Raw genomic sequence first — 22,829 nt, 5'->3', positions numbered from 1 at the left:
CTGCGGCGGCGGTAGAAGGAGAACGACGCGCATGGCCGACATCGAAGACAGAAGCGCCGAGCTCGAAGCCCCTCCGCAGGCAGAGGGCGAAGAGGCCGACGACCCCCGCAAGCCCTACGAGCCGCCGCGCCTCACGAAGAAGCGCTCTGTGGCCCGCGCGACGCTCTTCACGCCCATGGGCCCGGCCACGGGCATGGTCGTCATGGGCTGAGCGGCCCGCCGCGCGCCTTCCCGGAGCTCCCATTCGCCATGGCCGTCACGTGGATCGCCCTGCACCTCACGGATCGCTGCCAGCTCGACTGCCAGCACTGCCTGCGTGATCCCGGACAGAAGCCGAAGGATCTCTCGCTCGCCACGATCCGCAAGGTCCTCGCCGAGGCCCGGCGGCGCTACCACACGCGCCAGGTCGCGCTCACGGGCGGCGAGCCCACGCTCCACCCCGAATTCGAAGGTGTCCTCGACGCGATCGTCGAGCACGACTGCACGTGGCACATCGTCACGAACGGCCGACGCTTCGAGCAGCTCCTCTCGCTCGTGCGCGACGATCCTGCGCGGCGCGAGCGCCTGACGGCCGTGAACCTCAGCCTCGACGGCGCCGACGAGGCGACGCACGACGCGATCCGCGGCGCGGGCAGCTTCCGCGACGTCATGAAGGCCGTCACCCTCTGCACCGCGCACGGCATCCCGTTCGTGCTCCAGATGGTGCTGCACGCGCGCAACGTGCATCAGATCGAGGCGTTTGGCCTCATGGCCGCGCAGCTCGGCGCGGCGCGCGCCTCGCTCTCCATGCTCCAGGCGACCGGCACGCACCACGACGAGGCCCTGTACCTGCCGCCCCGCGCCTGGCAGGACGCGCAGCACCGCATCGAGCGCCTCGCCGCCGCGCTCACCATGCCCGTCACGATGCCCGAGGGGTTCTACCGCGAGCAGGCCTTCCACGTCTGCGAGGCCATGAAAAGCGAGGCCCTCCATGTCGACGTCGAGGGCCGGCTCAACCTCTGCTGCCAGCACGCCGGCGTCCCGAGCGCGGGCCCGCCCCGCGACGTCGCCGGCGACCTCGCCACGACGAGCCTGCTCGAAGCCCACGGCCGCCTGCTCGGCATCATCCACGAGGCCCAGGCCGCGAAGCTCGCCGCCATGGCCGAAGGCTCGCTCGGCGCGTGGGACCACTTCCCCTGCAACTGGTGCATGAAGCACTTCGACAAACCCCACTGGACGAACGCGGGCACGGGCGGTCCTCCGGCGCAGCGGGAGCGATGGCGCGGCGCGTGGGCGAAGAAGGTCACCTTGCCCATCGTGCGCTAGGCGGCTCGGGGGAGCGCGAAATGCCTTCGCCGTTGCCGCAGCACCTCCGCCTCTCCGCGACCGCGCTCGGCTTGCGCCTGTCGCTCCCCTTGCGGGTCGCGCAGTCGAGCCTGCCCGCGCTGCTCGACGCGCTCTCGCGGGGCGCGATCGAACCCGCGCCGCTCGACGTCATCGACGAGGCCCTCGCGCGCGCGGACGCGATCACCCATCGCTTGCGCTTCGTGCCCGACACTTGCTTCTACCGCTCGCTCGCGCGCTTCTCGCTGCTCCGCCGCGCCGGACATGCCGCGCGTTTCGTCATGGGCCTCTCGCGGCCCGGGGAAATCGAGGGGCACGCGTGGGTGGAGCTCGACGGCGCGCCGTATGGCGAAGAGCTTTCCTCTGACCTCGTCGTGACGTACGCCTACCCCTGTCCACGCTCGGGGCTGCGCTCGGACGAGCCGAGCTACGCCCCGAACCCCTGTCCACGCTCGGGGCTGCGCTCGGACGAGCCGAGCTACGCCCCGAACCCCTGTCCACCCAAGGAGCCCGCCGCGTGACCGAGCCGCGCCTTCCCAGGCCGAACCCCCAGGTGCTCTTCACCGAGCTCGACGACGGCACGGGCGTCCTGCTCCACCTCGACACGAAGTTCTATTTCACGCTGAACGCGGCCGCCGTGATCGTGTGGAAATCCCTCGCCGAATCGATCGCCGATCCGGGCGTGATCGCCGAGCGGATCACCTCGCTCTTCCGCGTCGATCGCGAGACCGCCGCGCGCGACGTCGACAGCGTGCTGCGCGAGATGCTCGAAGACGGCCTCGTGCTGCCGGCCTGACGCGTCATGCAATCCGCGGCGCTGCACGGCGTGACGCTCGCCTGGACCACCGAGGACGGCGCGCCCGATCTCGTGCGCGAGCTCGGCCTCGACGAAGGCATCGGCCAGGCGGACGGCCGCGGCCGCATCGAGCTCGTCCTCCGCCGCGGAGGCGCTTCGCTCGACGCGGATCCGTCCGCCGAGGGATATCGCCCCTCGTTTTTCCACGGCATCGTGCAGGCTTACCGCGAGCCCGCGGGCGCGCCTCCGGCCTTCCTGCTCTGGGATCGCAAGAGCCGCATCCTCGTCCCCGAGGGAGCCTCGCGCATCGAAGCCTTCCTCTCCGACGAAGAGCTCGTCCCCGGCTCGGCCCGCGGCTCGCTCGAGATCGCGCTCTCGCTCGCCCTCCGCGCGCGTGGCCTCTTTCACCTCCACGCCGCGGCCCTCGTCCACCGCGCGCACGGCGAGGCCGTCCTCGTCGTCGGCGGCGCGGGCGCGGGCAAGACGACCACCACGCTCACGCTCGCGTCCGCCGGCTACGACTTCCTCGGCGACGACGCGCTCCTCCTCGAAGACGACCCCCTCGGGCGGCCGCGCCTCTGCGCCTTCCCGCGCCCCTTTCACGTCGGCCCGGCCGCGCTCTCGGCCTTCCCGCGCCTCGCGCCCTTCGCAGGCCCCACGAAGAGCCATGGCGACAAACGCGACGTCGACCCGAAGCGCGCCTTCCCAGGCCAAGCCCGACCCACCTGCCTCGCGCCGACCCTCGTGCTTCACCCGTCCATCGAGCCTGATCGACCGACCATGCTCGCGCCCCTCGCGAAGGCCGAGGCCCTCGGCAACCTGATCGCGTCGAGCGGCGGACTCGTGATCGACGACGTCCCCGGAAAGACCGAGCACCTCGCCCTGCTCACCCGCATCACGAACGGCGCGCGCCACTACGATCTGCGCATGGGCCGTGATCTGCTCGCCGACCCCTCGATCCTGCCGAGCGGGATCGACGGCCTCGACTACTGAAGGAAAAACTGCGCGCAGCAGCCCTCGGTGACGCCGCAGGCGAAGGTGCCGAGCGTGGCCTCGCACTTGCCGACCTGAATCCCGTCGATGGAGCAAACGCAGACCTGCGTCGTGCCCGGCTGCGGGAAACACTCCGTGGCCACGGCGTCGCCGTTGCACGTGCCCTCGCAGTTGCACGACCCGTCCTCGCCCTGCGAGCAAACCGAGCTTTGACAGCTCCCGAACGGATTCAGGCAGGTCTCGAACGCCCCGACGAGCGGGTCGCAGATCGAGCTGACGCACTCGCCGGAGGCACCCGCGTTCTCGAGGATGCACTCGGTCGCGGCGATGAACTCCTTCTTGCAGGGGCCGGCTTGCTCGAACGACGAGAGGCAATCCTCGACGCAGTCCTCCTGCATCTCGCACGCCGGGACCGTGCTCAACTTCGCGCACGCGGCTTCGCAAAGGCTCTGCGGGCTACCGCCCCCCATCCCGCCCGTGTTCGTCCCGGTACTGCTACTGCCCGCGCCGCCGCTGCCGTCGGCGTCGATCACCACCTTGCCGCCGCACGCCCCGAGTCCGGCGAACGCGAGCGCCACGATCCCCAGGAAGCCAACCATCGTCCGTCGCATGGCGCGCATCCTAGCCCGGACGGACGAGCCCCGCGAGTGGACGGAGGTCATGCCCCGCCCGGGGGTTCGTCACGTCCGAGCGTTGCCACGCAGGGCCCGTTTCTGCGCTAGGATGCCCCGCATCGGTGCTCCTTCCGACGCTCCTCGCCCAGCTCTTCGCCGCGCCGCAAGCCGCGCCTGCCACGTCACAGGCCGCGCCGCCCGCCGCCGTTTGTCCCTCGGGCACGCGGCTCGTTTCGGGCATCCATTACGAGAACGTGCAGCGGCTCTGCACGACGCGGCAGAAGGGCCATTGTTATTCGTTCCTCCCGGGAATGCTGGCGCTCGAACCGGTCGCGACGCCCGTGCACGTGTGCATGGACGAGCACGAGTGGCCGAACCGCGAGGGCAAGCGGCCGGACGTGATGATGCGGTTCGTCGAGGCCGAAAAGAAATGCGCCTCGGTGGGCAAGCGCCTCTGCACCGAATTCGAATGGGAGCTCGCCTGCGAGGGCCCCGAGACCACGCCCTGGCCCTACGGCCACACCTTCGATCCGAACGCCTGCAACTCGTCGAAGGATTTCATCCCGTACGACGAGGGGAAGCTGAACGCCGACGAGCGGCGCGTGCGCGAGGTCGAGACGTGGCGCCTCTACCAGGGCGAGCCGAGCGGCTCCCGCCCGCGCTGCGCGTCGAGCTTCGGCGTGAAGGATCTCGTGGGCAACGTGGAGGAATGGGTCCGGACGTCACGCAAAGAGTGGCAATATCGGTCGTCGCTCAAGGGGGGATTCTGGGCCAAACCCTGGGCCCATTGCCGCGGGACGAACGATTCGCACGGGCCGATGTTTCGGTATTACGAGATCGGCTTCCGCTGCTGCAAGGATCCCGAGGAGCCCGTCACGGCGCCGGAGCCTGCGCCGGCGCCGGCGACGCCACCGGAAATGACGCCGTCGCCGTCCCCGTAGCGTCCTCGGAGAGCCGACCTTCGATGCCCTTCGCGTGGTCGGGCAAGGGCGGCAGATTCGCCTCGTCGTACCCGGGCGCGACCCAGTAGACCTCGGGCGAAGGGCGATACCCGCTGAACCAGCGTCGCTCCTCGACGCGGCCGTCGACGTACGAAATGCGCAACGTCGAGGTGACGTCGTACCCACGCACGCCCTTCTGCCGATGAATGCGCTTCCCCGGCGGCAGGTGCGATTTCACCGTGATGCGACGGACGAAATCGTACGACTGCCCGACGCCATAACCATACTCGACCTTCGCGACCGGCTCGCCGCCGAGGACCTCCACGCGCACCTTGTTCGGCTGCGGGAAATACGCGTGGATCATGACGGGGAACGGATAAGGATTCTTGAGCTTGAGGTCGACGATGGGAAAGCTCACCGTCGCGTCGAGGCCGAGCTTCGTGTAGCTCGAGGCGCGCGAGTGCCCCTGCCGATGCAGGACCTCGAGCCCGCCATAGACGGCCGCGCCGTGCAGCGTGGAGGAGAGCTGGCAGGTGCCGCCGCCGATGCCGTCCGTGAGTTCGTCGCCCTGGATCTCGGGCGCCAAGGTGAAACCGTTCTCCCGCGTGCGCGCTCCGACGCGATCGTTGAAGGAAAAACCCACGCCCGGCGGCAAGACGATGCCGTCGATCTTGCGCGCGGCGTTGCGGATGTTGACCGCGCGCCCCGCGCCCGAGCCGAAGAGCGAGAACGAGGTTTCGAACGAGGAGACGACCTTCGTCACGTCGACCTGCGCGAGATCGAGCGCGGTCACCTTCGCAGGCACGCGGCGCGTGACGAGCGGGATCACGACGCCGTCCTCGAAGCTCGCCGCGCGCATCTCCGCAAGCGTTGCGTCGATGTCGAGCTCGCGGCCGGGGACGTCCTCGATCCTGCGCTTGTTCTCGAGGTCGAGCACCGCGTCGACGGGCGCGACGGCGAAACGCGACGCGATCGACTCGAGGAACCGCCGCGCCTTCGCCTCGTCGATCCAGAAGGAGAGCGGCACGAAGACCTGGCCCCGCCGCGCGAGGCGCGCCTCCCGCATGCGCCTGACGAGCGAGCCCGTATGCCCCACCTCGCCCGCGCGATCGAGCGAGGCCTGCACGTCGATCTCGACGCCCACCGCGCCGAGCGTGGTCTCCACGATCTCGCTGTCGTGATGGAAGCGCACCTCCCAGCCGAGCGCGTCGAGCTGACGGCGGGCGAGCCACGAGGCGGGCGAGCCTTCATCGGGTACGCGTTGCTCGCCGAGGAACAAGCCCTCGACGACCGGAGAACGTGGCCCGTACCGATAGGCGCCGAGCCCGAGCCCCGCGGCGACCGAGGTGCCGATGCCCAGGACGAGGAGGAGAGAGGACTTTCGCACGGAAGATCGCCGCGATCGTAGCGGAGACCTTTCCGTCTTTGGAAGTTTATCGGCAAGCGATGGAGGAAGATCACGCATGGCGTGACCAGGAACGCCCGCGCCCGGGAGCGACGTTCCGCGGGCAGCTCGGGCCCGCGAGGCGCGTTATTCGCGCTCTCCGCCCCCGAGGACCTGTGTCTCCTCGCAGATCCCGCGGTACCTCTGCGCATTCACCACGTAATGGACGGCGCCGGCGATGCCGAGCTTCGCCTCCTCGTCGGTCACCTCGCGGACGACCTTCGCGGGGCTGCCTTTCACCATGGATCGCGGCGGGATCACCATGCGCGGCGGCACGAGCGCGCCGGCCGCGATGACCGAGCCCGCGCCGATCACCGCGTTGTCGAGGACGATGCTGCCCATGCCGATGAGGCAGCCATCCTCGACCGTGCACCCGTGCAGGATCGCCCCGTGGCCGATCGTGACGTCCGCGCCGATCGTCGTCTTCGAGATGCCGTCCGTGAGGTGCAAACAAGCGAGGTCCTGCACGTTCGTGCGCGGGCCGATGCGGATCGGGCCGATGTCGCCGCGCAGGACGGCGCCGAACCACACGCTCGCCTCGTCGCCGAGCTCGACATCGCCCACGAGCGTCGCGTTCGGCGCGAGGAAGACGCCCCGGCCGAGCCGCGGCGAGTGTTCCCCATAAGGAAGTACGAGCGCCAAGCGCCTACCCTCCCCCCGCAACCACGATCGGGAGCGAGCGCCGCTCCCCCGCCGCGCGGGGCTTCGGCGTGTCCACGGGCACCGCGGGCACCACGGGGAGCGGCTTCGCCGCCGCGCGCGCCTCCTCCGAGAGCTCGGCCTGCAGCGAGTGCTTGTTCGCCCGCGTGATCACGACCTCGACGATCGTTCCGCGCAGATCGAGCCCCTCGGCGCCGGCGACGTGCACGATCTCGTTGCGCTCGGTGCGGCCCGACCAGGCGTTCGTGCCCTCCTTGCCCGCGCCTTCCACGAGCACGCGCTGCCGGCTGCCCACGAGCCCCTGCAGATGCGCGCCCAGCAGCTCCTCGCTCACCTCGAACAGTCGCGCGAGCCGCTCGCTCTTCTCGGCCTCGGGCACGTCGTCCGCGAGCTTGCGGGCCGGCGTGTACGGCCGCTGTGAATATTTGAACCCAAACAGTCCGCGGAATCCCACCTCCCGCACGAGCGAGAGCGTGGCGGCGAAGTCGTCCTCGGTCTCGCCCGGGAAGCCGACGATGATGTCGGTCGAGAGCGACAGATCGGGCAGCCGCGCGACGAGCGAACCCACCCGCGCGACGTACTCGGCCCGCGTGTAGCGCCGGATCATGCGCTTCAAGACGCGATCGCTCCCCGATTGCACGGGCATGTGCACGTGGCGGGCGAGGACCGAAAGATCCGCGTGCGCCTCGATGAGCGAGGGCGTCAGGTGCCGCGGGTGCGGGCTCGTGTACCGGAGCCGCGCGAGCCCGGGGACCTCGGCCGCGATGCGGCGCAAGAGCGCGGCGAACTCGCTCTCGTCCGGATCGTCGGGCGAGGCGCCGGGCGCGCGCGCAAGCTCGCTGCTCGGATCGCGATAGCTGTTCACCGTCTGCCCGAGCAGGGTCACCTCGCGGACCCCCGCCGAAACGAGCCCCGCGATCTCCGCAATGATCTCCGCGCTCGGCCGGTACCGCTCGGGCCCCCGCGTGTACGGGACGATGCAGAAGGAGCAACGCTCGTTGCAGCCCTTCATCGTGGTCACGTATGCCGTGGGCGCACGCACGGCCACCGGGGGGCTCGGGGGCGCATCTCCGCTCGTCGGAGCGGAGCCCCCATCGTCGAAAAGCGCCGTCAAGAAGCGCGGGGCTTCGAGGTCGAAGACCGTCCGCACGAGCGGCGGCGCGCCGAGGCCGATGTCGTCGAGCAGGCGCGGCAGCTCCGGGATGTTGTCGGGCCCGAGGACGAGGTCGATGCCGCTGCTGCGCGTGAGCAGCTTCTCGCCCTCCTGCTGGGCCACGCACCCGGCCACCACGAGGACCATCTCGGGATGCGTCTGTTTCCACTTGGCGAGGCGGCCGACCTCGCTGAGCAGCTTCTGTTCGGCCTTCTCTCGGACGCTGCAGGTGTTCAGCACGACCACGTCCGCGGCCCGCGGATCGTCCGATTCCGTATAACCGGCGCGCCGGAGGACCTCGTGCATCCGCTCGGAGTCGTGGACGTTCATCTGGCAACCGAACGTCGTGATGGCGTAGCGAGGCATGGCGCCGCTCATGTAACAAAACGGCGGAGGGGCGGCCAGCGCGCGGACGCGCTTCTTGCTTCCGTGGCTGTTGCAGTGGACGAGAGGAGCCGCGATGATGGCGGCCGTCGCGGGGAAAAGGCGCTCTTCCGTCGTCCGAGCCGCGCGAGAGCCCTTGCGAGCACGGCGGACGTGCCCGACAAGACGGACATCAGGGACCGACCAAGGAGAGGACATGTCGTCGGCGAAATTCGAGACACTCGTGGACCTGTTCGAGCGCTCCGTCCAGCAGTTCAAGAACAAGGACCTGTTCGGCGTGAAGAAGGACGGCGCGTGGGTGTGGACCACCTACGGCGAGGTCGGCAAGCTCGTCGACGACTTCCGCGCGGGCCTCGCGTCGCTCGGGGTGAAGCGCGGCGACAACGTCGCCATCATCTCGAACAACCGCATCGAGTGGGCCGTCGCGGCCTACGCGTGTTACGGGCTCGGCGCGGCGCTCGTGCCGATGTACGAGGCGCAGCTCCCCAAGGAGTGGGCCTTCATCGTCAACGACTGCTCGGCCGTCGCGCTCATCGCCGCGACCGAGGAGATCTACCAGAAGGCCCAGGAGATCCCGGAGAAGGCGCCCTCGCTCAAGCACATCATCGGCCTCGGCCGCCCGAAGAGCGAGGCCACGTCCTACGCCGCGCTGCTCGAGGCCGGCGCGAAGAGCCCGGTCCCGGCCATCAAGCCCACGCCCGCCGACACGGCGTGTCTCATCTACACCTCGGGCACGACGGGCAACCCCAAGGGCGTGATCCTGTCGCACGGCAACATCGCCTCGAACATCAACGCCGTGCACGAGATCTTGCCGCTCGTCACCGACGACCGGAGCCTCTCGTTCCTGCCGTGGGCGCACTCGTTCGGCCACACCTGCGAGCTCCACGCGCTCCTCTCGCTCGGCGGCGCGATGGCCCTCGCCGAGGGCGTCGACAAGATCATCGGCAACCTCGCCGAGGTGCACCCGACGATGCTCTGCAGCGTCCCGCGCATCTTCAACCGCATCTACGACGGCGTGAACAAGCAGATGGCCGGCAAGCCGAAGCCCATCCAGGCCCTCTTCAAGGCCGGCATCCGCGCGGCCACGAAGAAGCGCAAGGAGGGCGCGGGCTCGCTCTCGATCGGCGAGAAGATCCAGCTCGCGCTCGCCGACAAGCTCGTCTTCTCGAAGATCCGCGCCAAATTCGGCGGCCGCATGAAGTACGCCTTCAGCGGCGGCGCGGCCCTCTCGCGCGAGGTCGCCGAGTTCATCGACGCGCTCGGCATCACGGTCTACGAGGGCTACGGCCTCACGGAGACGAGCCCGATCGCCACCGCGAACCGCCCCGGCTCGCACCGCATCGGCAGCGTCGGCAAGGCGATCCCGCACGTGAAGATCGTCATCGACAAGGAAGCCTCGGGCGACCCGAAGCACGGCGAGATCGTGATCCACGGGCCGAACATCATGCAGGGCTACCACAACCGCGACGAGGAGAACCAAGCGGTCTTCACCGAGGATCGCGGCTTCCGCACGGGCGACCTCGGCTACCTCGACGACGAGGGCTACCTCTACATCACGGGCCGCATCAAGGAGCAGTACAAGCTCGAGAACGGCAAGTACGTCTCGCCCGCGCCGCTCGAGGAGCAGCTCAAGCTCTCGCCGTACATCCTCAACGCGATGGTCTACGGCGACAACCGCCTCTACAACGTCGCGCTCGTCGCCATCGACGTCGAGGCCGTGAAGACGTGGGCGCAAGGGCACGGCCTCTCGTTCGAGAGCGACGCCACGATGTGCGAGAGCGCGCGCGTGAAGGAGCTCGTCATGGACGAGATCCAGAAGTACTCGGCCGAGTGGAAGGGCTTCGAGAAGATCCAGAAGGTCACGCTCACGAGCGAGGACTTCACCACGCAGAACGGCCTGCTCACGCCCTCGCTCAAGGTGAAGCGCCGCGTGGTGTGGCAGCGCTACGGCCAGCAGATCGAGGCCCTCTACGCCGAGGGCAAGACCAAGGGGCAGGACGCGGCGACGGCCGCGTGACACCTCCCGCAGGCGTCGCTCGTTGACGCCTCACGTCCCCCCTTCTACCCTCGCTTTCATGCACAATCAGGCTCGCGTGGCGGCACTCGCAGCGGCGGCGTGGCTCGTGGGCGGCTGCGCGAGCAGCGCCGCGCGCTCCACGGGCCCCGAGCCCGTCGTGATGGTCGGCGACGGGGTCAAGGCCAAGACCGCGGACAAACCCACGAACGACCGGAGCGCGACCCTCGTCAAGGACCCCGAGGACGCCGCCGAGTACGGGATGATCGGGCTGCTCCAACGCCCGGGGGAAAACCTCCCCCCTGGCGGCGAGGAAGGCGGCGTGGAAGGCGGGGTCTTCGGCGGGGTCGTCGGAGGCGTCCTCGGAGGCCCGGTCGGTGTGTACGGCGGCCTCGGCTTGAGCGGAGTCGGCATCGGCGGCGGCGGGACGGGCGAGGGCATCGGCATCGGCTCGCTCGGCACCATCGGGCACGGCTCCGGCTCCGGCCACGGCAGCGGCTTCGGCTATGGCTCGAGCCGCCCCCACGAGCGCGTGAAGGCCCGCATCGAGGCTGCCACGATCACGGGTCCGCTCACCGACGAGGTCGTGCAGCGCATCCTCGTGGATCACCGCGACGACGTGCAGGACTGCTACCTGCTCGAATCCAAGCGCGGCAGCCATGTCCGAGGCCGCATGATGCTCTCCTTCACGATCGACGGCGCGGGCCGCGTGGACGAGGTGTGGGTCCCCGAGTCGAGCTTCTGGACGCGCGAGCTCACGAGCTGCGTCGCGCAGGTCGTGGGCACCTTCCGCTTCCCTGCGCCCCCGCAGGGCGCGCAGGTAAAGGTCCTCGTCCCCGTCGTCTTCTGATCCCTCTGCATCGACCGCATCGCGGTCGATGCACCTTCGGTCCAGGCCGTGCCTGGTCCGGGTCCAGGGGCGGACAGCCCCTGGTCGGGCCCGGGTGAAACCCCGGCGCTACGCCCTCAAACGTCGTACTCGTCGTCCTGAACGATCGCTTCGACGCCGAAACGCGCGCGTGCTTCGAGCAGCTCCTGGTCGCTGATCCACGTGCGCTCGCACTCGGCGAGCGGCGCGACCTGGTAGACATCCTTGCGGCTTTCGCCGTGCCCGTCTTCGAGCACGCGGACGACCTCGTGGTGGAAACCGCACGACGGGCAGAGAGCTCGCATGGCCTGATTTATAGTTCGAAGCCGTAACGCTCGCTTCGAAAAAGCGAACGCCCCCGCTCCGTGGAGGAGCGAGGGCGCTCGATGGGGACCGCTTTGGTCCGCCGCTCGGAACGTGATGATCAGTGCGCCGCGGGCGCCGCCGACTTCACGTCCGTCTTGATGCGCATGCCGTAGAACGACCGGTACACGAAGATCGTCGACGCGACGAAGAAGATGCCCGCGAGCACGATGCTCGTCTGGTGCGGGATCTTGATCGCGAGCTCGACGGCGAGGAGGCCGAAGAGCGTGGTGAACTTGATGATCGGGTTCATGGCGACCGACGAGGTGTCCTTGAAGGGATCACCGACGGTGTCGCCGACGACGGTCGCTGCGTGGAGCGGGGTGCCCTTCTCCTTCAGCTCGACCTCGACGAGCTTCTTCGCGTTGTCCCAGGCGCCGCCGGCGTTCGCCATGAAGAGCGCCTGATACAGGCCGAAGAGCGCGATCGAGATGAGGTAGCCGATGAAGAAGAACGGATCGAGGAACGCGAAGGCGAGCGTGCCGAGGAAGACCGCGAGGAAGATGTTGATCATCCCGCGCTGCGCGTACTGCGTGCAGATCTCGACGACCTTCTTGCTGTCCTCGATGCTCGCCTTCTCGGCGCCCTCGAGCTTGATGTTCGCCTTGATGAACTCGACTGCGCGGTAGGCGCCGGTCACGACGGCCTGGCAGGAGGCGCCGCTGAACCAGTAGATCACCGCGCCGCCCACGATGAGACCGAGGAGGAAGGGCGCGTTGATGAGCGAGAGGCGCTGGATGGCCTCCACCACGCCGAACTCCGCCTGCAGCTCGAGGATGATCGAGAAGATCAGGGTCGTCGCGCCGACGACTGCGGTGCCGATGAGCACCGGCTTCGCCGTCGCCTTGAACGTGTTGCCCGCGCCGTCGTTCTCCTCGAGGTAGTGCTTGGCCTTCTCGAAGTCGACGTCGAAGCCGTGTTCCTTCTTGATCTCGTCCTTGATGCCGGGGATCGACTCGATCACGCTGAGCTCGAAGACGCTCTGCGCGTTGTCGGTCACCGGGCCGTAGGAGTCGACCGCGATGGTCACCGGGCCCATGCCGAGGAAGCCGAAGGCCACGAGGCCGAAGGCGAAGACGGGCGCGGCCATCGTCGACGTGAAGACCGTCGCGAGGCCCTGGAGCGCGACCAGGTACGCGGCGCCCATGAGGCCCGCGATGACCATGCCGAGCCAGTAGGCGCTGAAGTTACCGGCCACCATGCCGGAGAGGACGTTCAGCGAAGGGCCACCCTCGCGCGACGAGGTCACGACCTCGCGCACGTGGCTGCTCTCGGTCGAGGTGAAGATCTTGACCGCCTCGGGGATGATCGCGCCGGCCAGCGTGCCGCAGCTGATGATGAGCGAGAGCTTCCACCAGAGCGTGCCGTCGCCGAGGTTCGGGATCAGCAAGTACGACACGACGAACGTGAGGCCGAGCGACACGAACGAGGTGAGCCACACGAGCCAGGTGAGCGGCGCCTCGAAGTTCATCTTGTCGACGGTGCCGTAGCGGGCCTTCGCGATCGCCTCGTTGACGAGGTAGCTGACGACGCTCGCCACGACCATCATGATGCGCATCACGAAGATCCAGACGAGGAGCTGGACCTGCGTCTTGACGTCCGCGACCGCGAGCAGGATGAACGAGATGAGCGCGACGCCGGTGACGCCGTACGTCTCGAAGCCGTCGGCGCTCGGGCCGACCGAGTCACCCGCGTTGTCGCCCGTGCAGTCGGCGATGACGCCCGGGTTACGCGCGTCGTCTTCCTTGATGTTGAAGACGATCTTCATGAGATCGGAGCCGATGTCGGCGATCTTCGTGAAGATGCCGCCCGCGATGCGGAGCGCCGAGGCGCCGAGCGACTCGCCGATCGCGAAGCCGATGAAGCACGGACCCGCGTACTCGCCGGGCACGAAGAGCAGGATGATCAGCATGACGAGCAGCTCGACGCTGATCAGCACCGTGCCGATGCTCATGCCTGCCTTGAGCGGGATCGCGTAGGTCGGGAAGGGCTTGCCGCGGAGCGACGCGAACGCCGTGCGGGAGTTCGCGAACGTGTTGATGCGGATGCCGAACCAGGCGACGCCCGTGCTGCCCGCGATGCCGACGAGGCTGCAGAACAGGATGAGCGCGACACGGCCCACGTCGAAGTGCTTGAAATAACCGTAATACACCGCGATCACGAGGCCGATGAGGACCTCGAGGAGCACGATGAACTTGATCTGCGTGATCAGGTACGTCTTGCAGGTCGCGTAGATGAGCTCCGAGATCTCCAGCATCGAGCGATGCACGGCCATCTTCTTGAGCTGCATGTAGATCGTCATCCCGAAGATCAAGCCGAGCGCACAGACGCCCATGCCCGCGAGGAGCAGGGTGCGTCCGTCCATGTTCCCCATGAAGGAAACAGAGCCCAGATCGGGAAGCTTCAGCGAAGCCTCGTCCGCCTGTGCGGGACGAGCCAGGGCAATAGCGAACAGCGCGCCTACGACGGCCAAGGCGCGCGCGGGCCACGCTCGCGCCCAGCTCGGGCGCGAAGAACCCTCTACGTTCATGACGGTGTGCCTCCTTCAAACGAGGAGTCCGCCGACGATGGCTCCCGCCGTCGTGGCGATCTCCCAGGTTCCGAGGGGTTGGCCGCCTGCGTGAGTCGCGGATGAGCGGGCACCGACGGGGTTCGTCCCCGCGGCGCAGGCTCCGTCGAAATCGACCCGCTAGCCCTGACGCCGACGCTTCAGCACAGCCTCGCCCTCGACGGTTTTCCCCGCCGAGGCGCGCGCTGACTACCACAACGCGCCTTCCCCGTCATCCTTCTTTTGTTGGAGGTGGGGGCCGGTCGAGGCCGGCCCCTCGGCAGGTGCGAACGGGAGGGGGTTTGGGGGCGCAGCTCGGCTCGTCCGAGCAGAGCCCCCATCGTCATCCACTCAATTGCCCGGACGTTTTTCGAGCGTGACCTTGGGCTCACCGCTCTCGCTCGACGCGGGGTTCGCGTCCTTGTTCGTCGTGAGCAGCTCCGCCACGAGATCCCGGCACTCCGGCTTGTTGCGCAGGTGCGCGAGCAGGAGGTTCGACGCGTCGCTGAAGGCCTTCTCGAAGGCGAGGCCCTCGCGCGTCCGCTGGGTGACCTTCTCGCGGCCTTGCCCGAGATCCTCCTCGAGCGCCTCCGCGTACCGCGTCAGTTGCCCGCGGAGCTCGTCGATCTGACGTCGCAGATCACGCGCCGTCGTCTCGCGCATGTTCTTCTTCGCCTCGTACCGCGCGAGCTGCTCGCGCTTCGCTTGCACCGTCGCGGCCGTCGCGCCCGCGCGTTCGAACACCGTCCGATCGAACGCGCCTTGCCGCGCGGCGGTGTCGGCGAGCTGCTTCGCCTCCATCGCGAGCTTCTCCGACTGCGCGAGCTCGCCGCGCACCTTGTCCACGTCCTCGCCGTCGGCCGCGGCCTCGCGCATCACGCGCGACTCCTCGTGCGCGAGCTCCTCGACCTTGCGGCCGATCTCTGCGCGGAGCGCGCGACCGCGCCGCTCGAGGGCCTCGACCTTGCGCGTGTGGCTCGCGACCTCGCCTTCCAGCCGGTTCGCCTTCGCCGCGAGGTCCCAGAGCTGCGCGAGCGCTGCCTGGATGTCGGGCGGCGCGTTCCCGGCCGGATGCGCGCGGGCCACCATGCGTGCGAAGAGCGCCGTCCGGTTCGCCCACTCCGTCACGCCGGCCGACTGCGGCGGCGGGGGCGGCGGCGGCGCGGGCACGGCCTCGCCCGTCTCCATCTCCCAGGGCGTGCTCGGCAGGCTGCGCTGCAGCGCCTTGAGCTCTTCCTGGAGATGGTGGGCGTCGCGGTAGCGCTTGCGGATGTCCTTCTCGAGCAGCCGCATCGCGATCGTCTCGCCTTGCGGATGCGCGTCGGGGCGCACCGTGCGCGGGCGCCGCGGGATCGCCGTCCGCTGCATCTCGAGCAGGGTCTCGCGATCGTTTGCACGGAAAGGAAGTTGCCCCGTGAGCATCTCGTAGAAGAGCACGCCGAGCGCGTAGAGATCCGCGTGGGGCGTGGCCTCCTCGCCGCGCGCCTGCTCGGGCGACATGTACTCGGGGGTCCCGAAGACCGCGCCCTTCGGGGCGAGGCGCGGGTCGCGCGCGATCGCGGCGAGGCCGAAGTCGAGGATCTTGACGAAGTCCTTCCGGCCGCCGCGTTGCGTGAGGAGGATGTTGTCGCTCTTCAGATCGCGGTGCACGACGCCGAGGTCGTGGGCGCGGGCGAGGGCGGCGCACATCTGCTCGAGGATGTCGACGCCGCGCGCGATCGGCATGGGCCCTCGCGCGAGCTCCGCGGAGAGCGGCGTGCCGACGAGGTACTCCATCACCAGATAGAGCTCGCCTTCCTCGGTCTCGCCGATGTCGTGGATGTCGATGATGTGCGCGTGATCCACGCGGTTGGCGGCGCGGGCCTCGCGGAGCATCCATGCGCGGAGGTGGGTCTCGCCGCGCAGATCCGGCCGGATGAGCTTGAGCGCGACCACCCGATCGATGAGCACGTGGCGGGCGCGGTAGACCACGCCCATACCGCCCTCGCCGATCCGGGTCTCGAGGCGGTAACGACCTGCGACGACCTTACCGATCATCGGGTCCGCGCTCGCGGTCTTCGGGCCTAACGATGATCGCTGGAGAGCGCGCTGATCCATGTTCCTTCGTGTTCTCCTCGGGTACGGGGCTGGCTCGCGTGACGATCCACGCGCCGCCCGCTCGATCTCCCGCGGGTGCGTCCGACCTTCGGTCGTGCGCTCGCGGAGGCGAGGCCTTGCGGCATCATCGCGGATACTACCAGGGGAGCGCGCGCCGCGTCGACGGGGCTTGATGGCGCGGCCCCAAGGCTGCTAGCGTCCTCTCGTCGCCCCATGCCCTCACAAACGCCGCTGGGGGCGACACCGCCAACAATGTCAGGACCGATCGAGAGCTCAGGCGACATCGAGATCTACTGCCACCCGGCCCGATCTTCGACCCGCGGCACCGTGCCGTTTTTCGAGCAGATCCAGCCGGGGGAACGGCTCTCGCTCGTCTTCGTCCCCAGCGAGACGTCGGTCCCGCCCTTCTCCCTCAAGGTCTTTTCGCCGTCGGGCGCGAACATCCTCGACACACTCGTGCGGGATCCGCCCACAGGCGCCCCGCAGAGCCCTCCTCCGATCGAGTTCGTGGTGTCGGCTCCCGGCGTCTACCGCATCGAGATCCGCTCCCTCACCGGCCGTCAGCGTGGGGACGCGAAGATCCGCGTCGGCTGACCTGCGCCCCGAACGAACCGAGCACGAACACGACGCCGAGCGCGGGTTCGGCGAACGAGTACGGTTGTTCCTGGACGAACGGCCGCACGCCGCGTGATCCTCAGAGAAGCATGCCGAGCACGAACGGCGTCGCGACGATCCGCGCGGCTTCGAGCGGTTTCGCCCACGCGCGCCCTTCGAGCACGCCCCCGAGCCCGCCGAGCGCCGCGACGAACCAGGCCGAGAACACGAGCTGCGTCCCGATCGGCGCCGATGCGCCTTTCAAGAGGAAATACACCGTCGCCGCGAGCGTGAAGACGAGCATCACGGCCGCGTAGATGCCCGCGCCGCGCGTCGGCCGCACGTCGTACTTCGGCCGATCCGGCGCGACGGCGAGATCGGCGGGCGTCATCCCGCGGGGCCGCCACTCGGGCGGCATGATCCAGACGAGAATCTTGTCGACGAAGCGCGGCGCGCGGGCGGCGGTGTCCAGGATGTCGCGGAACGGAGCCCAGGCGCAGACGAGCGGGTTCCACGAGGCGACGGGCTTCACGGTGCCGTACACGGGTTTGTCGGCCTCGGGCTCGAAGGTCCCGAAGAGCCGATCCCAGATGATCAGGATGCCGCCGTGGTTGCGATCGAGATACCGGCCATTGCAACCGTGATGCACGCGGTGGTGCGAGGGCGTGTTGAGCACCCATTCGAGCGGGCCGAGCTTGCCGACGAGCTCGGTGTGAATCCAGAACTGGTAGACGGTGTTGATACCGAGCGCCGTCGCGAACATGGCGGGCGGGAATCCGAGCAGCGCGAGCGGCAGGTAAAACACGCGCGACACGAGCGGCTGAACGGGCCCCTGCCGGAGCGCGACGGCGAGGTTGTAATCCTCGCTCTGGTGATGCGGCGCATGCGCAGCCCAGGCGAGGTTCATGCGGTGCGAGGCGCGGTGAAACCAGTAATAAAGAAAATCGAGGCCGACGAACAAAACGACCCAGGCGAGCGCCGAGCGTGGCGAGACGTCGAAGAAGCGCCGCTCGTAGAGCAAGAGGTAGCCGCCGAGGAGCACGCCCGCCGCGACGACGCCGAAGAGCGTCTGCGCAGAGCCGAGGAGCAGATCGGCGAGCACGTCCGGGCCGCGGTAGACGCGCCGCTTCTTCACGCGCCCCCCGAGCCATTCGAGGCCCATGAGAAGGAAGAATCCCGGGATCGATAGGGTGATGACGTCCACGGCGGGGACATCTTAGCGAGGCGGGCGGGGTCCGTCACGCGGGGCGGCCGGGGAGCCCCCTCCATGCGCCTTCAATGCAGCGTGCACGCCATCCGGACGAACGAGCCGCCGTCGCCCCATTCCATCCCGTGCGCGGTTTTCTTCACGAAGTGGGCGGTCACGAAGCCGAACGGACGCGGGCGGTCCGGCAGCGCCTCCTCTTCTTCCAGGCTGACGTCGACGCTCTCGATGCACGCCGACCCCTTGTCGACGCGGACCTCGTAATACAGCGCGTGGATGCTCGGGTCCGTCGACTTCACGCCGTCCACTTCGAGGACGATGCCTCTGTTTCGCTCCATGAGACGAAACAGCATCCCCGATGCGCCCGGACGACAGGTCGGCATCGCCCAGAACCCACCGGACGTCGGAGGTCGATGCAGGGTCCATCCGTGCAACGGAAGCGGCGGAGCCGCATTCGCTCCCGGGCCAAGCGGCAGCGTCTGCGCAGCGGCCCAACCGTTGCCGTCGAGGAGGACCGGCAGCTCTTTTCTCCCGGGAATCCCCGCCTCGGCGACGTTACGCGGTCCATGCAACGCGGCGACGTTCCGCAGCGAGCCGTCTGCCATCCACGCGACCAGGTATTGTCCGGTATTTACCACGACTGGCTCGTCAGCGTTCGGCCCCAAGGTCGCCGTCACGAAGCTCCCATCGGGGTGCTTGCGGAGCCGCGTCGTGCGAGGTGGTTTCCCCGGCGTCGCGAGGACCAGGTCATACACGAGGCGATCGCCGTGGTTGTGAAACAGGACGAAGAGCGTGCGGTTCCCTCGGCGGACGACAGCATCCAGGTCGGGGAGCAACGGGACATCGGGGGGCGCCGGCACGGTCCACGTAAGAACGTTCCCCGTGGTCTCGCGCGGATCGATCACCTGGAGCGTCCATCGCTCTGCCGTTTTCCCGTCGGAGGACGCGAACGCCTCCAGCCGTCCGGCAATGACGTCGGCGCCTTGCGTGACCCCGACCTCCTCGATGAACCGGCGATCGACGGTCGGGACCGCTCCGCTCGCGACGTCGTACATGGCGTGGCGCGCGCTGAAATCCCAGAGCGGCGGCGCCGCGCCGATGCGGCCCCGGCGCGCGCACGAGAGCGTCCGAACCGTCGGCTCCTTCTCGCTCGGTTCGGCAAGAACGGCGAGCGGTGGGCCTGCGGGCGGCGGTGGATCCGATGGATAGGGGGCTGCCGGTCCCCATCCCACACGGAGCCAGCGCAGCATGGCAATCCCGGATTCGCTCGGCAGGGCGCCGAGCGTTGCATCTTTGTACGCTGGATCTTTGGGTAGCGGGCCGGCGTTGAACCACGACACACCCGCATCGGGCGAGAGGAGCAGATCGGCTCCGAGGATCACCCCGCGACCCCGCCGAAATCGGGCGCTGTACGCGGGCAATGGCGTCACCGTCGCCGGCCCGGAGAGCGGCTGACGGACATGCACGATCTCTCCACGCAGGGACACCATGGCATGCAAGGCCCCGCCTTCGTCCTGCTCGATGGATCCGAGCACCTCCGTCGGTCCCTCGGCACCCTCGGGAAACGGGAGCGGCGGGAGCGCCTCTGGCTTCGTCAATCGGGAAAACAGCTCGAATCGCGTCTCGGGAATCGGCGCCCCGGGATTCCATTCCAGATCCACGTAATTGCCGGTGATGCCCTTCAGGTGGACGATGGTTCCATCCTCCAGCGCGCCGACGCCCTCCAGGCCGCCGGAACCTTGATAGTAAAGGTGCGGCGCAGGACGAACCGGCTTGACCTCACCCGCGGGCCCGGACGCGCAGAGCACGATGGGCTCCTCCCCCTCGACGGACGCATCCTTCGCCCGCGGGGACGCACAATGTCCGTAGAAAACGAGGGCGCCGCGGGGCCTCTGGGCAACGTCGCGAGAGTGCTGCCCGGAGAGCTTCGGCCTCTCGGCGCGCTGCAGGAGGAGCGGGCCCTTCACGCTGAACGTGGCCGTCTCGACGCGGCCGATATCCACGGGGCAGAAGAGGAGCCCTCGATTCGGCAAATGCGCGGCGCGGCAAGCCACGACGTTGTTCCAGCGAGGATCCTCCAGCGTGTCTTTCTGGACATTCGCCGGATTCCACGCGACCTCCAGGGCAACGCCCGTCCTCGGATCCACGCGGGCGGCCATGTTGTTCACCGCGACGAGGACGCCCCCGCGCGGGTCGGGGCTCCCATCGATGATGGCGAGCTCGATCGGATCGGTCTCCGTCGCTTCGATCCACGCGAGCGTGGGATTCATCCGAGCAACGTCGACGACCCGGCGCGCGAATGCGCCGACGCGATTGTCCGCGAAATCGATGGGGGCGCGGAAGTCGCCGCGGACGGCCTCGATCCGATCGCCGCGCCGCCCGAGGTCGAAGTCGTACACCCGCTCCTCCGGTTTGTCGGCGTCGGGCACGTGAAATGTCTTGCCGCCGTCGCGCGTGAGGGCGAGGCCAATCGATTCGAACACGACGGCCCCTTCGTCCATCGATCGAAACAGCATGTCGGTCGGCGGCACGTCGGGCCACCCCGCGAGGGTCTTCTTCGCGCCGGTCTCCACGTCGAGCAGCAGGGCGGTGCCATACGAATCCCACACGGCAACGAAGCCAGGGCCGGCGCCGACCTTCGAGATCGGATTCGCCACCCCGACATGGAACCCCTCCACGAGCACACGGGGCTCGCCCAAAGGATCGTCGAAGCGATAAAGCGCCTGGCGATTGTACCCGACGAGGCGAAGCCCTCGCGGCGTGGGTACGGCGAGCATGCCGTCGAGCGGCTCGGGCGTGAGGACCTTTTCGTCGAGGATCGAGCCATCGGCACGGACGAGCGCGCGCCGACCCCCCATCAGCACCAGCGTCCCTTCCGGCAAGGGGAGGATCACGCGTGTCGCCCTGCCCGTGCGTACCCAGCGCGCTTCCGGCTCCTCGGGGGCCTTCGCGCGCGTGACGTCCGGCGTGTCCTCGGGCGGCGTGGACGATGCCGTGGGCTTGGGCCGCGCGGTCGGCGCGCAGGACGCCGCCAGCACGAGGAACGCGGTAAGCACGGAGGTCCGGGGAGGCGACACGGCGGCGGACGTTAGCTTCGGACCTATGTCGTGTAAACCTGCCGCACCGGTTCACGAGGTCCACCGCCGCCATCCCTATCTTCACGCTGTCCCGGGGGGCGAGCGCGGGGGGCTTCCCCACGTTGCTGATTGACTTCCGTGCAAACCCATGAGCTCATGCGGCCGCATGAAGGCCCTGCAGAGGACGCGTTTCTTCCTGGCGCTGCTTCTCAGTGGTTATTTCCTGATAGGGATCGCCACGAGAGCGACCGGAGAGATCTTCCCGGTGTGGTCGTGGTTTCTGTTTGCCGCAGTCCCGCAGCGACAAACGCATTACTCCGCGTTGCTCCTCGAGGTGGAGGGCGCGAATCTGTCGGAGCCCATGCTTTATCAGGACGGGAAGGACATCATCCCCTCGCCGAACAGCCCCACCGCGGCGGTGCTGCTCGACCGGCTCGGCAAGGCCCTCGAATCGAAGGATGCCGAGGCCACGACCCTGCGCCAGACGCTGGAGACGAACTACCTGCCGCGGGTGAAGCGATACGCGATCGTGAAGCTCTCCTATCGCCCCCTCGAGTACTGGAGGACGCGGGCGCACGAGCGCAAAGAAATCGCGACGTTCGAGGTCACGACGCGATGATCGGGCTGCGTCGGGCGGTCGCGGTTTTGCGAGGGCCGAAGCTCTCGCCCGGCCCTCGCGTCTTCGAGCGCCATACGCGCACGTTCGTCGCCGCGCAGTCGCTCGTCCGGGCCTATTACGCGGCCCTGCTCTTCCTCGCTTTCTCGACGCTCCCGGAATGGGGCGCGCTGCTCGAGAGGCGTAACCTCGATCTGCTCTGGCCCGTCGCATGGGCGCGGCTCGTGGGCGAGCCCGCGGCCTGGACGATCATCCTGATCGCATACCTCGGCGGTACGTTGTTCGCGGCCGTTTTTCCGAACCTCCGCGCGGCGCGAGCGCTCGCGTGGCTCGGCGTGTTCGAACACGCGGCGATCCTCAACTCGTTCGGGAAGATCAATCACGGCATGCACCTCACCGTGATGACCGCGTTCGTGCTGATCTTCCTGCCGGATGTCGAGCGATCGGTGAAAAGCGCCGCTCCGCGCGCAGAGCGGCACGCGTACCTGATGGTCCTCGGGGGAACGCAGGCGCTCGCGCTCCTCACGTATACGATGGCGGGGATCGGAAAAACCGTCTTTTTCGTCTATCAGGCGGCTGTCGGGGAATACCACGCGCTCTCGCCGGACGCGCTGGCCATTCACGTCGCCGAGGTCATCATCCTGACGCACAAGACGCCGCTGATCGGCGCGTGGATCATCGATCACTCGTACCTCGGCCTCCCGCTCATGGCGGGGATGATGTACCTGCAGCTCTTCGCTTTCTGGGCTGCATTTCGCCCGGCCCTGCACAAGGCATGGGGCATCGGGCTCGTCGGCTTTCACATCGGAACGAGCGTGATGATGGGCATCCTTTTCCCCGAGAACGTGCTCATCGTCGGCCTGCTCATGTTCGCCTCGCCGTTCGCAGCATCGAGGCCATGGTCCGTGCGGGACATGCTCTATACGTTGCCGTTGTTCGGCAGGCGGCTGAGGCGTCTGCTCGAAAAACGCGCCTCGTCGATCGCTTCCGCGCCTCCGCCAGCAGCCTGAGCCCGCTGTCCCGCCGGCCGGCGAGGCAGCCTCGGCGTCGTCCGCAAGGTCCGTGACCTCGTCCACGAGGTCCGAGACCTCGTCCACGAGGTCCACCGACCTCCTCCAGGAGGTCCACCGACCTCCTCCA

At 68.5% G+C, this 22,829-nt stretch carries 20 protein-coding genes; 11 read left to right on the top strand and 9 right to left on the bottom strand.

The features are described 5' to 3' along the window. The first annotated feature begins 31 nt into the window (after positions 1-31). From QHF83_RS38850 to QHF83_RS38830, 5 genes are read left to right on the top strand one after another with little or no spacing between them, the layout of a single operon-like run. Positions 32-211, top strand: a complete 180-nt coding sequence (locus tag QHF83_RS38850; protein WP_282423122.1) for a hypothetical protein — start codon at positions 32-34, stop codon at positions 209-211. A 38-nt stretch (positions 212-249) separates the two neighbouring features. Beyond that, positions 250-1,305 carry a radical SAM protein gene (locus tag QHF83_RS38845; protein ID WP_282423121.1) on the top strand — a complete coding sequence of 352 codons (1,056 nt, stop codon included), beginning with the start codon at positions 250-252 and terminating at the stop codon, positions 1,303-1,305. Between the two features lie 20 nt (positions 1,306-1,325). Continuing rightward, positions 1,326-1,844, top strand: coding sequence for a lasso peptide biosynthesis B2 protein (locus tag QHF83_RS38840; protein ID WP_282423120.1), 519 nt, complete (start codon positions 1,326-1,328; stop codon positions 1,842-1,844). Beyond that, entirely contained in the window at positions 1,841-2,119 is a 279-nt protein-coding gene (locus QHF83_RS38835; RefSeq protein WP_282423119.1) for a PqqD family protein, read from the top strand. Before QHF83_RS38840 ends, QHF83_RS38835 begins: the two co-directional genes overlap by 4 nt. A 6-nt stretch (positions 2,120-2,125) precedes the next feature. Further along, on the top strand, positions 2,126-3,112 hold the full coding sequence (locus QHF83_RS38830) for a hypothetical protein (protein ID WP_282423118.1): 987 nt from the start codon (positions 2,126-2,128) through the stop codon (positions 3,110-3,112). Here QHF83_RS38830 and QHF83_RS38825 read toward each other — a convergent pair. After that, complete coding sequence (locus QHF83_RS38825; protein WP_282423117.1) at positions 3,106-3,723, bottom strand: hypothetical protein; 618 nt, start codon at positions 3,721-3,723, stop codon at positions 3,106-3,108. The genes QHF83_RS38830 and QHF83_RS38825 overlap by 7 nt on opposite strands. Before the next feature lie 125 nt (positions 3,724-3,848). On the opposite strand from QHF83_RS38825, the gene QHF83_RS38820 reads away from it, so the two are divergent. Next, complete coding sequence (locus QHF83_RS38820; protein WP_282423116.1) at positions 3,849-4,667, top strand: SUMF1/EgtB/PvdO family nonheme iron enzyme; 819 nt, start codon at positions 3,849-3,851, stop codon at positions 4,665-4,667. On the opposite strand, the gene QHF83_RS38815 is transcribed toward QHF83_RS38820, so the two are convergent. The 3 genes from QHF83_RS38815 to miaB all read right to left on the bottom strand — a co-directional run bounded on the left by QHF83_RS38815 (position 4,600) and on the right by miaB (position 8,290). After that, positions 4,600-6,054: a VanW family protein gene (locus QHF83_RS38815; RefSeq protein WP_282423115.1), complete on the bottom strand. Its 1,455-nt coding sequence runs from the start codon at positions 6,052-6,054 to the stop codon at positions 4,600-4,602. The genes QHF83_RS38820 and QHF83_RS38815 overlap by 68 nt on opposite strands. A 144-nt stretch (positions 6,055-6,198) precedes the next feature. Next, a complete protein-coding gene (locus QHF83_RS38810) occupies positions 6,199-6,753 on the bottom strand; it encodes a gamma carbonic anhydrase family protein (protein ID WP_282423114.1) in 555 nt (184 codons plus the stop codon). A gap of 4 nt (positions 6,754-6,757) precedes the next feature. Then, positions 6,758-8,290, bottom strand: a complete 1,533-nt coding sequence (miaB, locus tag QHF83_RS38805) for a tRNA (N6-isopentenyl adenosine(37)-C2)-methylthiotransferase MiaB (protein ID WP_282423113.1) — start codon at positions 8,288-8,290, stop codon at positions 6,758-6,760. Between the two features lie 214 nt (positions 8,291-8,504). On the opposite strand from miaB, the gene QHF83_RS38800 reads away from it, so the two are divergent. Both QHF83_RS38800 and QHF83_RS38795 read left to right on the top strand, forming a co-directional pair. Further along, positions 8,505-10,325, top strand: a complete 1,821-nt coding sequence (locus QHF83_RS38800; RefSeq protein ID WP_282423112.1) for a long-chain fatty acid--CoA ligase — start codon at positions 8,505-8,507, stop codon at positions 10,323-10,325. 58 nt (positions 10,326-10,383) lie between these two features. Further along, entirely contained in the window at positions 10,384-11,172 is a 789-nt protein-coding gene (locus QHF83_RS38795) for an AgmX/PglI C-terminal domain-containing protein (protein ID WP_282423111.1), read from the top strand. Between the two features lie 116 nt (positions 11,173-11,288). Here the strand turns inward: QHF83_RS38795 and QHF83_RS38790 are convergent, their stop codons facing one another. The 3 genes from QHF83_RS38790 to QHF83_RS38780 all read right to left on the bottom strand — a co-directional run bounded on the left by QHF83_RS38790 (position 11,289) and on the right by QHF83_RS38780 (position 16,138). After that, the gene (locus tag QHF83_RS38790) at positions 11,289-11,495 is read right to left on the bottom strand and encodes a hypothetical protein (RefSeq protein WP_282423110.1); all 207 of its coding nucleotides are present in this window, start codon (positions 11,493-11,495) and stop codon (positions 11,289-11,291) included. Positions 11,496-11,614: 119 nt separating this feature from the next. Continuing rightward, positions 11,615-14,083 carry a sodium-translocating pyrophosphatase gene (locus tag QHF83_RS38785; protein ID WP_282423109.1) on the bottom strand — a complete coding sequence of 823 codons (2,469 nt, stop codon included), beginning with the start codon at positions 14,081-14,083 and terminating at the stop codon, positions 11,615-11,617. Positions 14,084-14,452: 369 nt separating this feature from the next. Then, positions 14,453-16,138, bottom strand: a complete 1,686-nt coding sequence (locus QHF83_RS38780) for a serine/threonine-protein kinase (RefSeq protein ID WP_282423108.1) — start codon at positions 16,136-16,138, stop codon at positions 14,453-14,455. Between the two features lie 312 nt (positions 16,139-16,450). On the opposite strand from QHF83_RS38780, the gene QHF83_RS38775 reads away from it, so the two are divergent. After that, entirely contained in the window at positions 16,451-16,792 is a 342-nt protein-coding gene (locus QHF83_RS38775; RefSeq protein ID WP_282423107.1) for a hypothetical protein, read from the top strand. A gap of 100 nt (positions 16,793-16,892) precedes the next feature. Here QHF83_RS38775 and QHF83_RS38770 read toward each other — a convergent pair whose 3' ends face one another. Both QHF83_RS38770 and QHF83_RS38765 read right to left on the bottom strand, forming a co-directional pair. Next, on the bottom strand, positions 16,893-17,996 hold the full coding sequence (locus QHF83_RS38770; protein WP_282423106.1) for a sterol desaturase family protein: 1,104 nt from the start codon (positions 17,994-17,996) through the stop codon (positions 16,893-16,895). 71 nt (positions 17,997-18,067) lie between these two features. Next, a complete protein-coding gene (locus QHF83_RS38765) occupies positions 18,068-21,052 on the bottom strand; it encodes a hypothetical protein (protein WP_282423105.1) in 2,985 nt (994 codons plus the stop codon). A 187-nt stretch (positions 21,053-21,239) separates the two neighbouring features. On the opposite strand from QHF83_RS38765, the gene QHF83_RS38760 reads away from it, so the two are divergent. Beyond that, complete coding sequence (locus tag QHF83_RS38760; RefSeq protein WP_282423104.1) at positions 21,240-21,692, top strand: hypothetical protein; 453 nt, start codon at positions 21,240-21,242, stop codon at positions 21,690-21,692. Further along, a complete protein-coding gene (locus QHF83_RS38755) occupies positions 21,689-22,699 on the top strand; it encodes a hypothetical protein (RefSeq protein ID WP_282423103.1) in 1,011 nt (336 codons plus the stop codon). Before QHF83_RS38760 ends, QHF83_RS38755 begins: the two co-directional genes overlap by 4 nt. The last annotated feature ends 130 nt before the right edge of the window (positions 22,700-22,829 follow it).

The sequence above is a fragment of the Polyangium sp. 15x6 genome (assembly GCF_029960785.1).
Lineage (GTDB): Bacteria > Myxococcota_A > Polyangia > Polyangiales > Polyangiaceae > Polyangium.
This window is presented reverse-complemented; position numbering and strand designations above follow the sequence as displayed.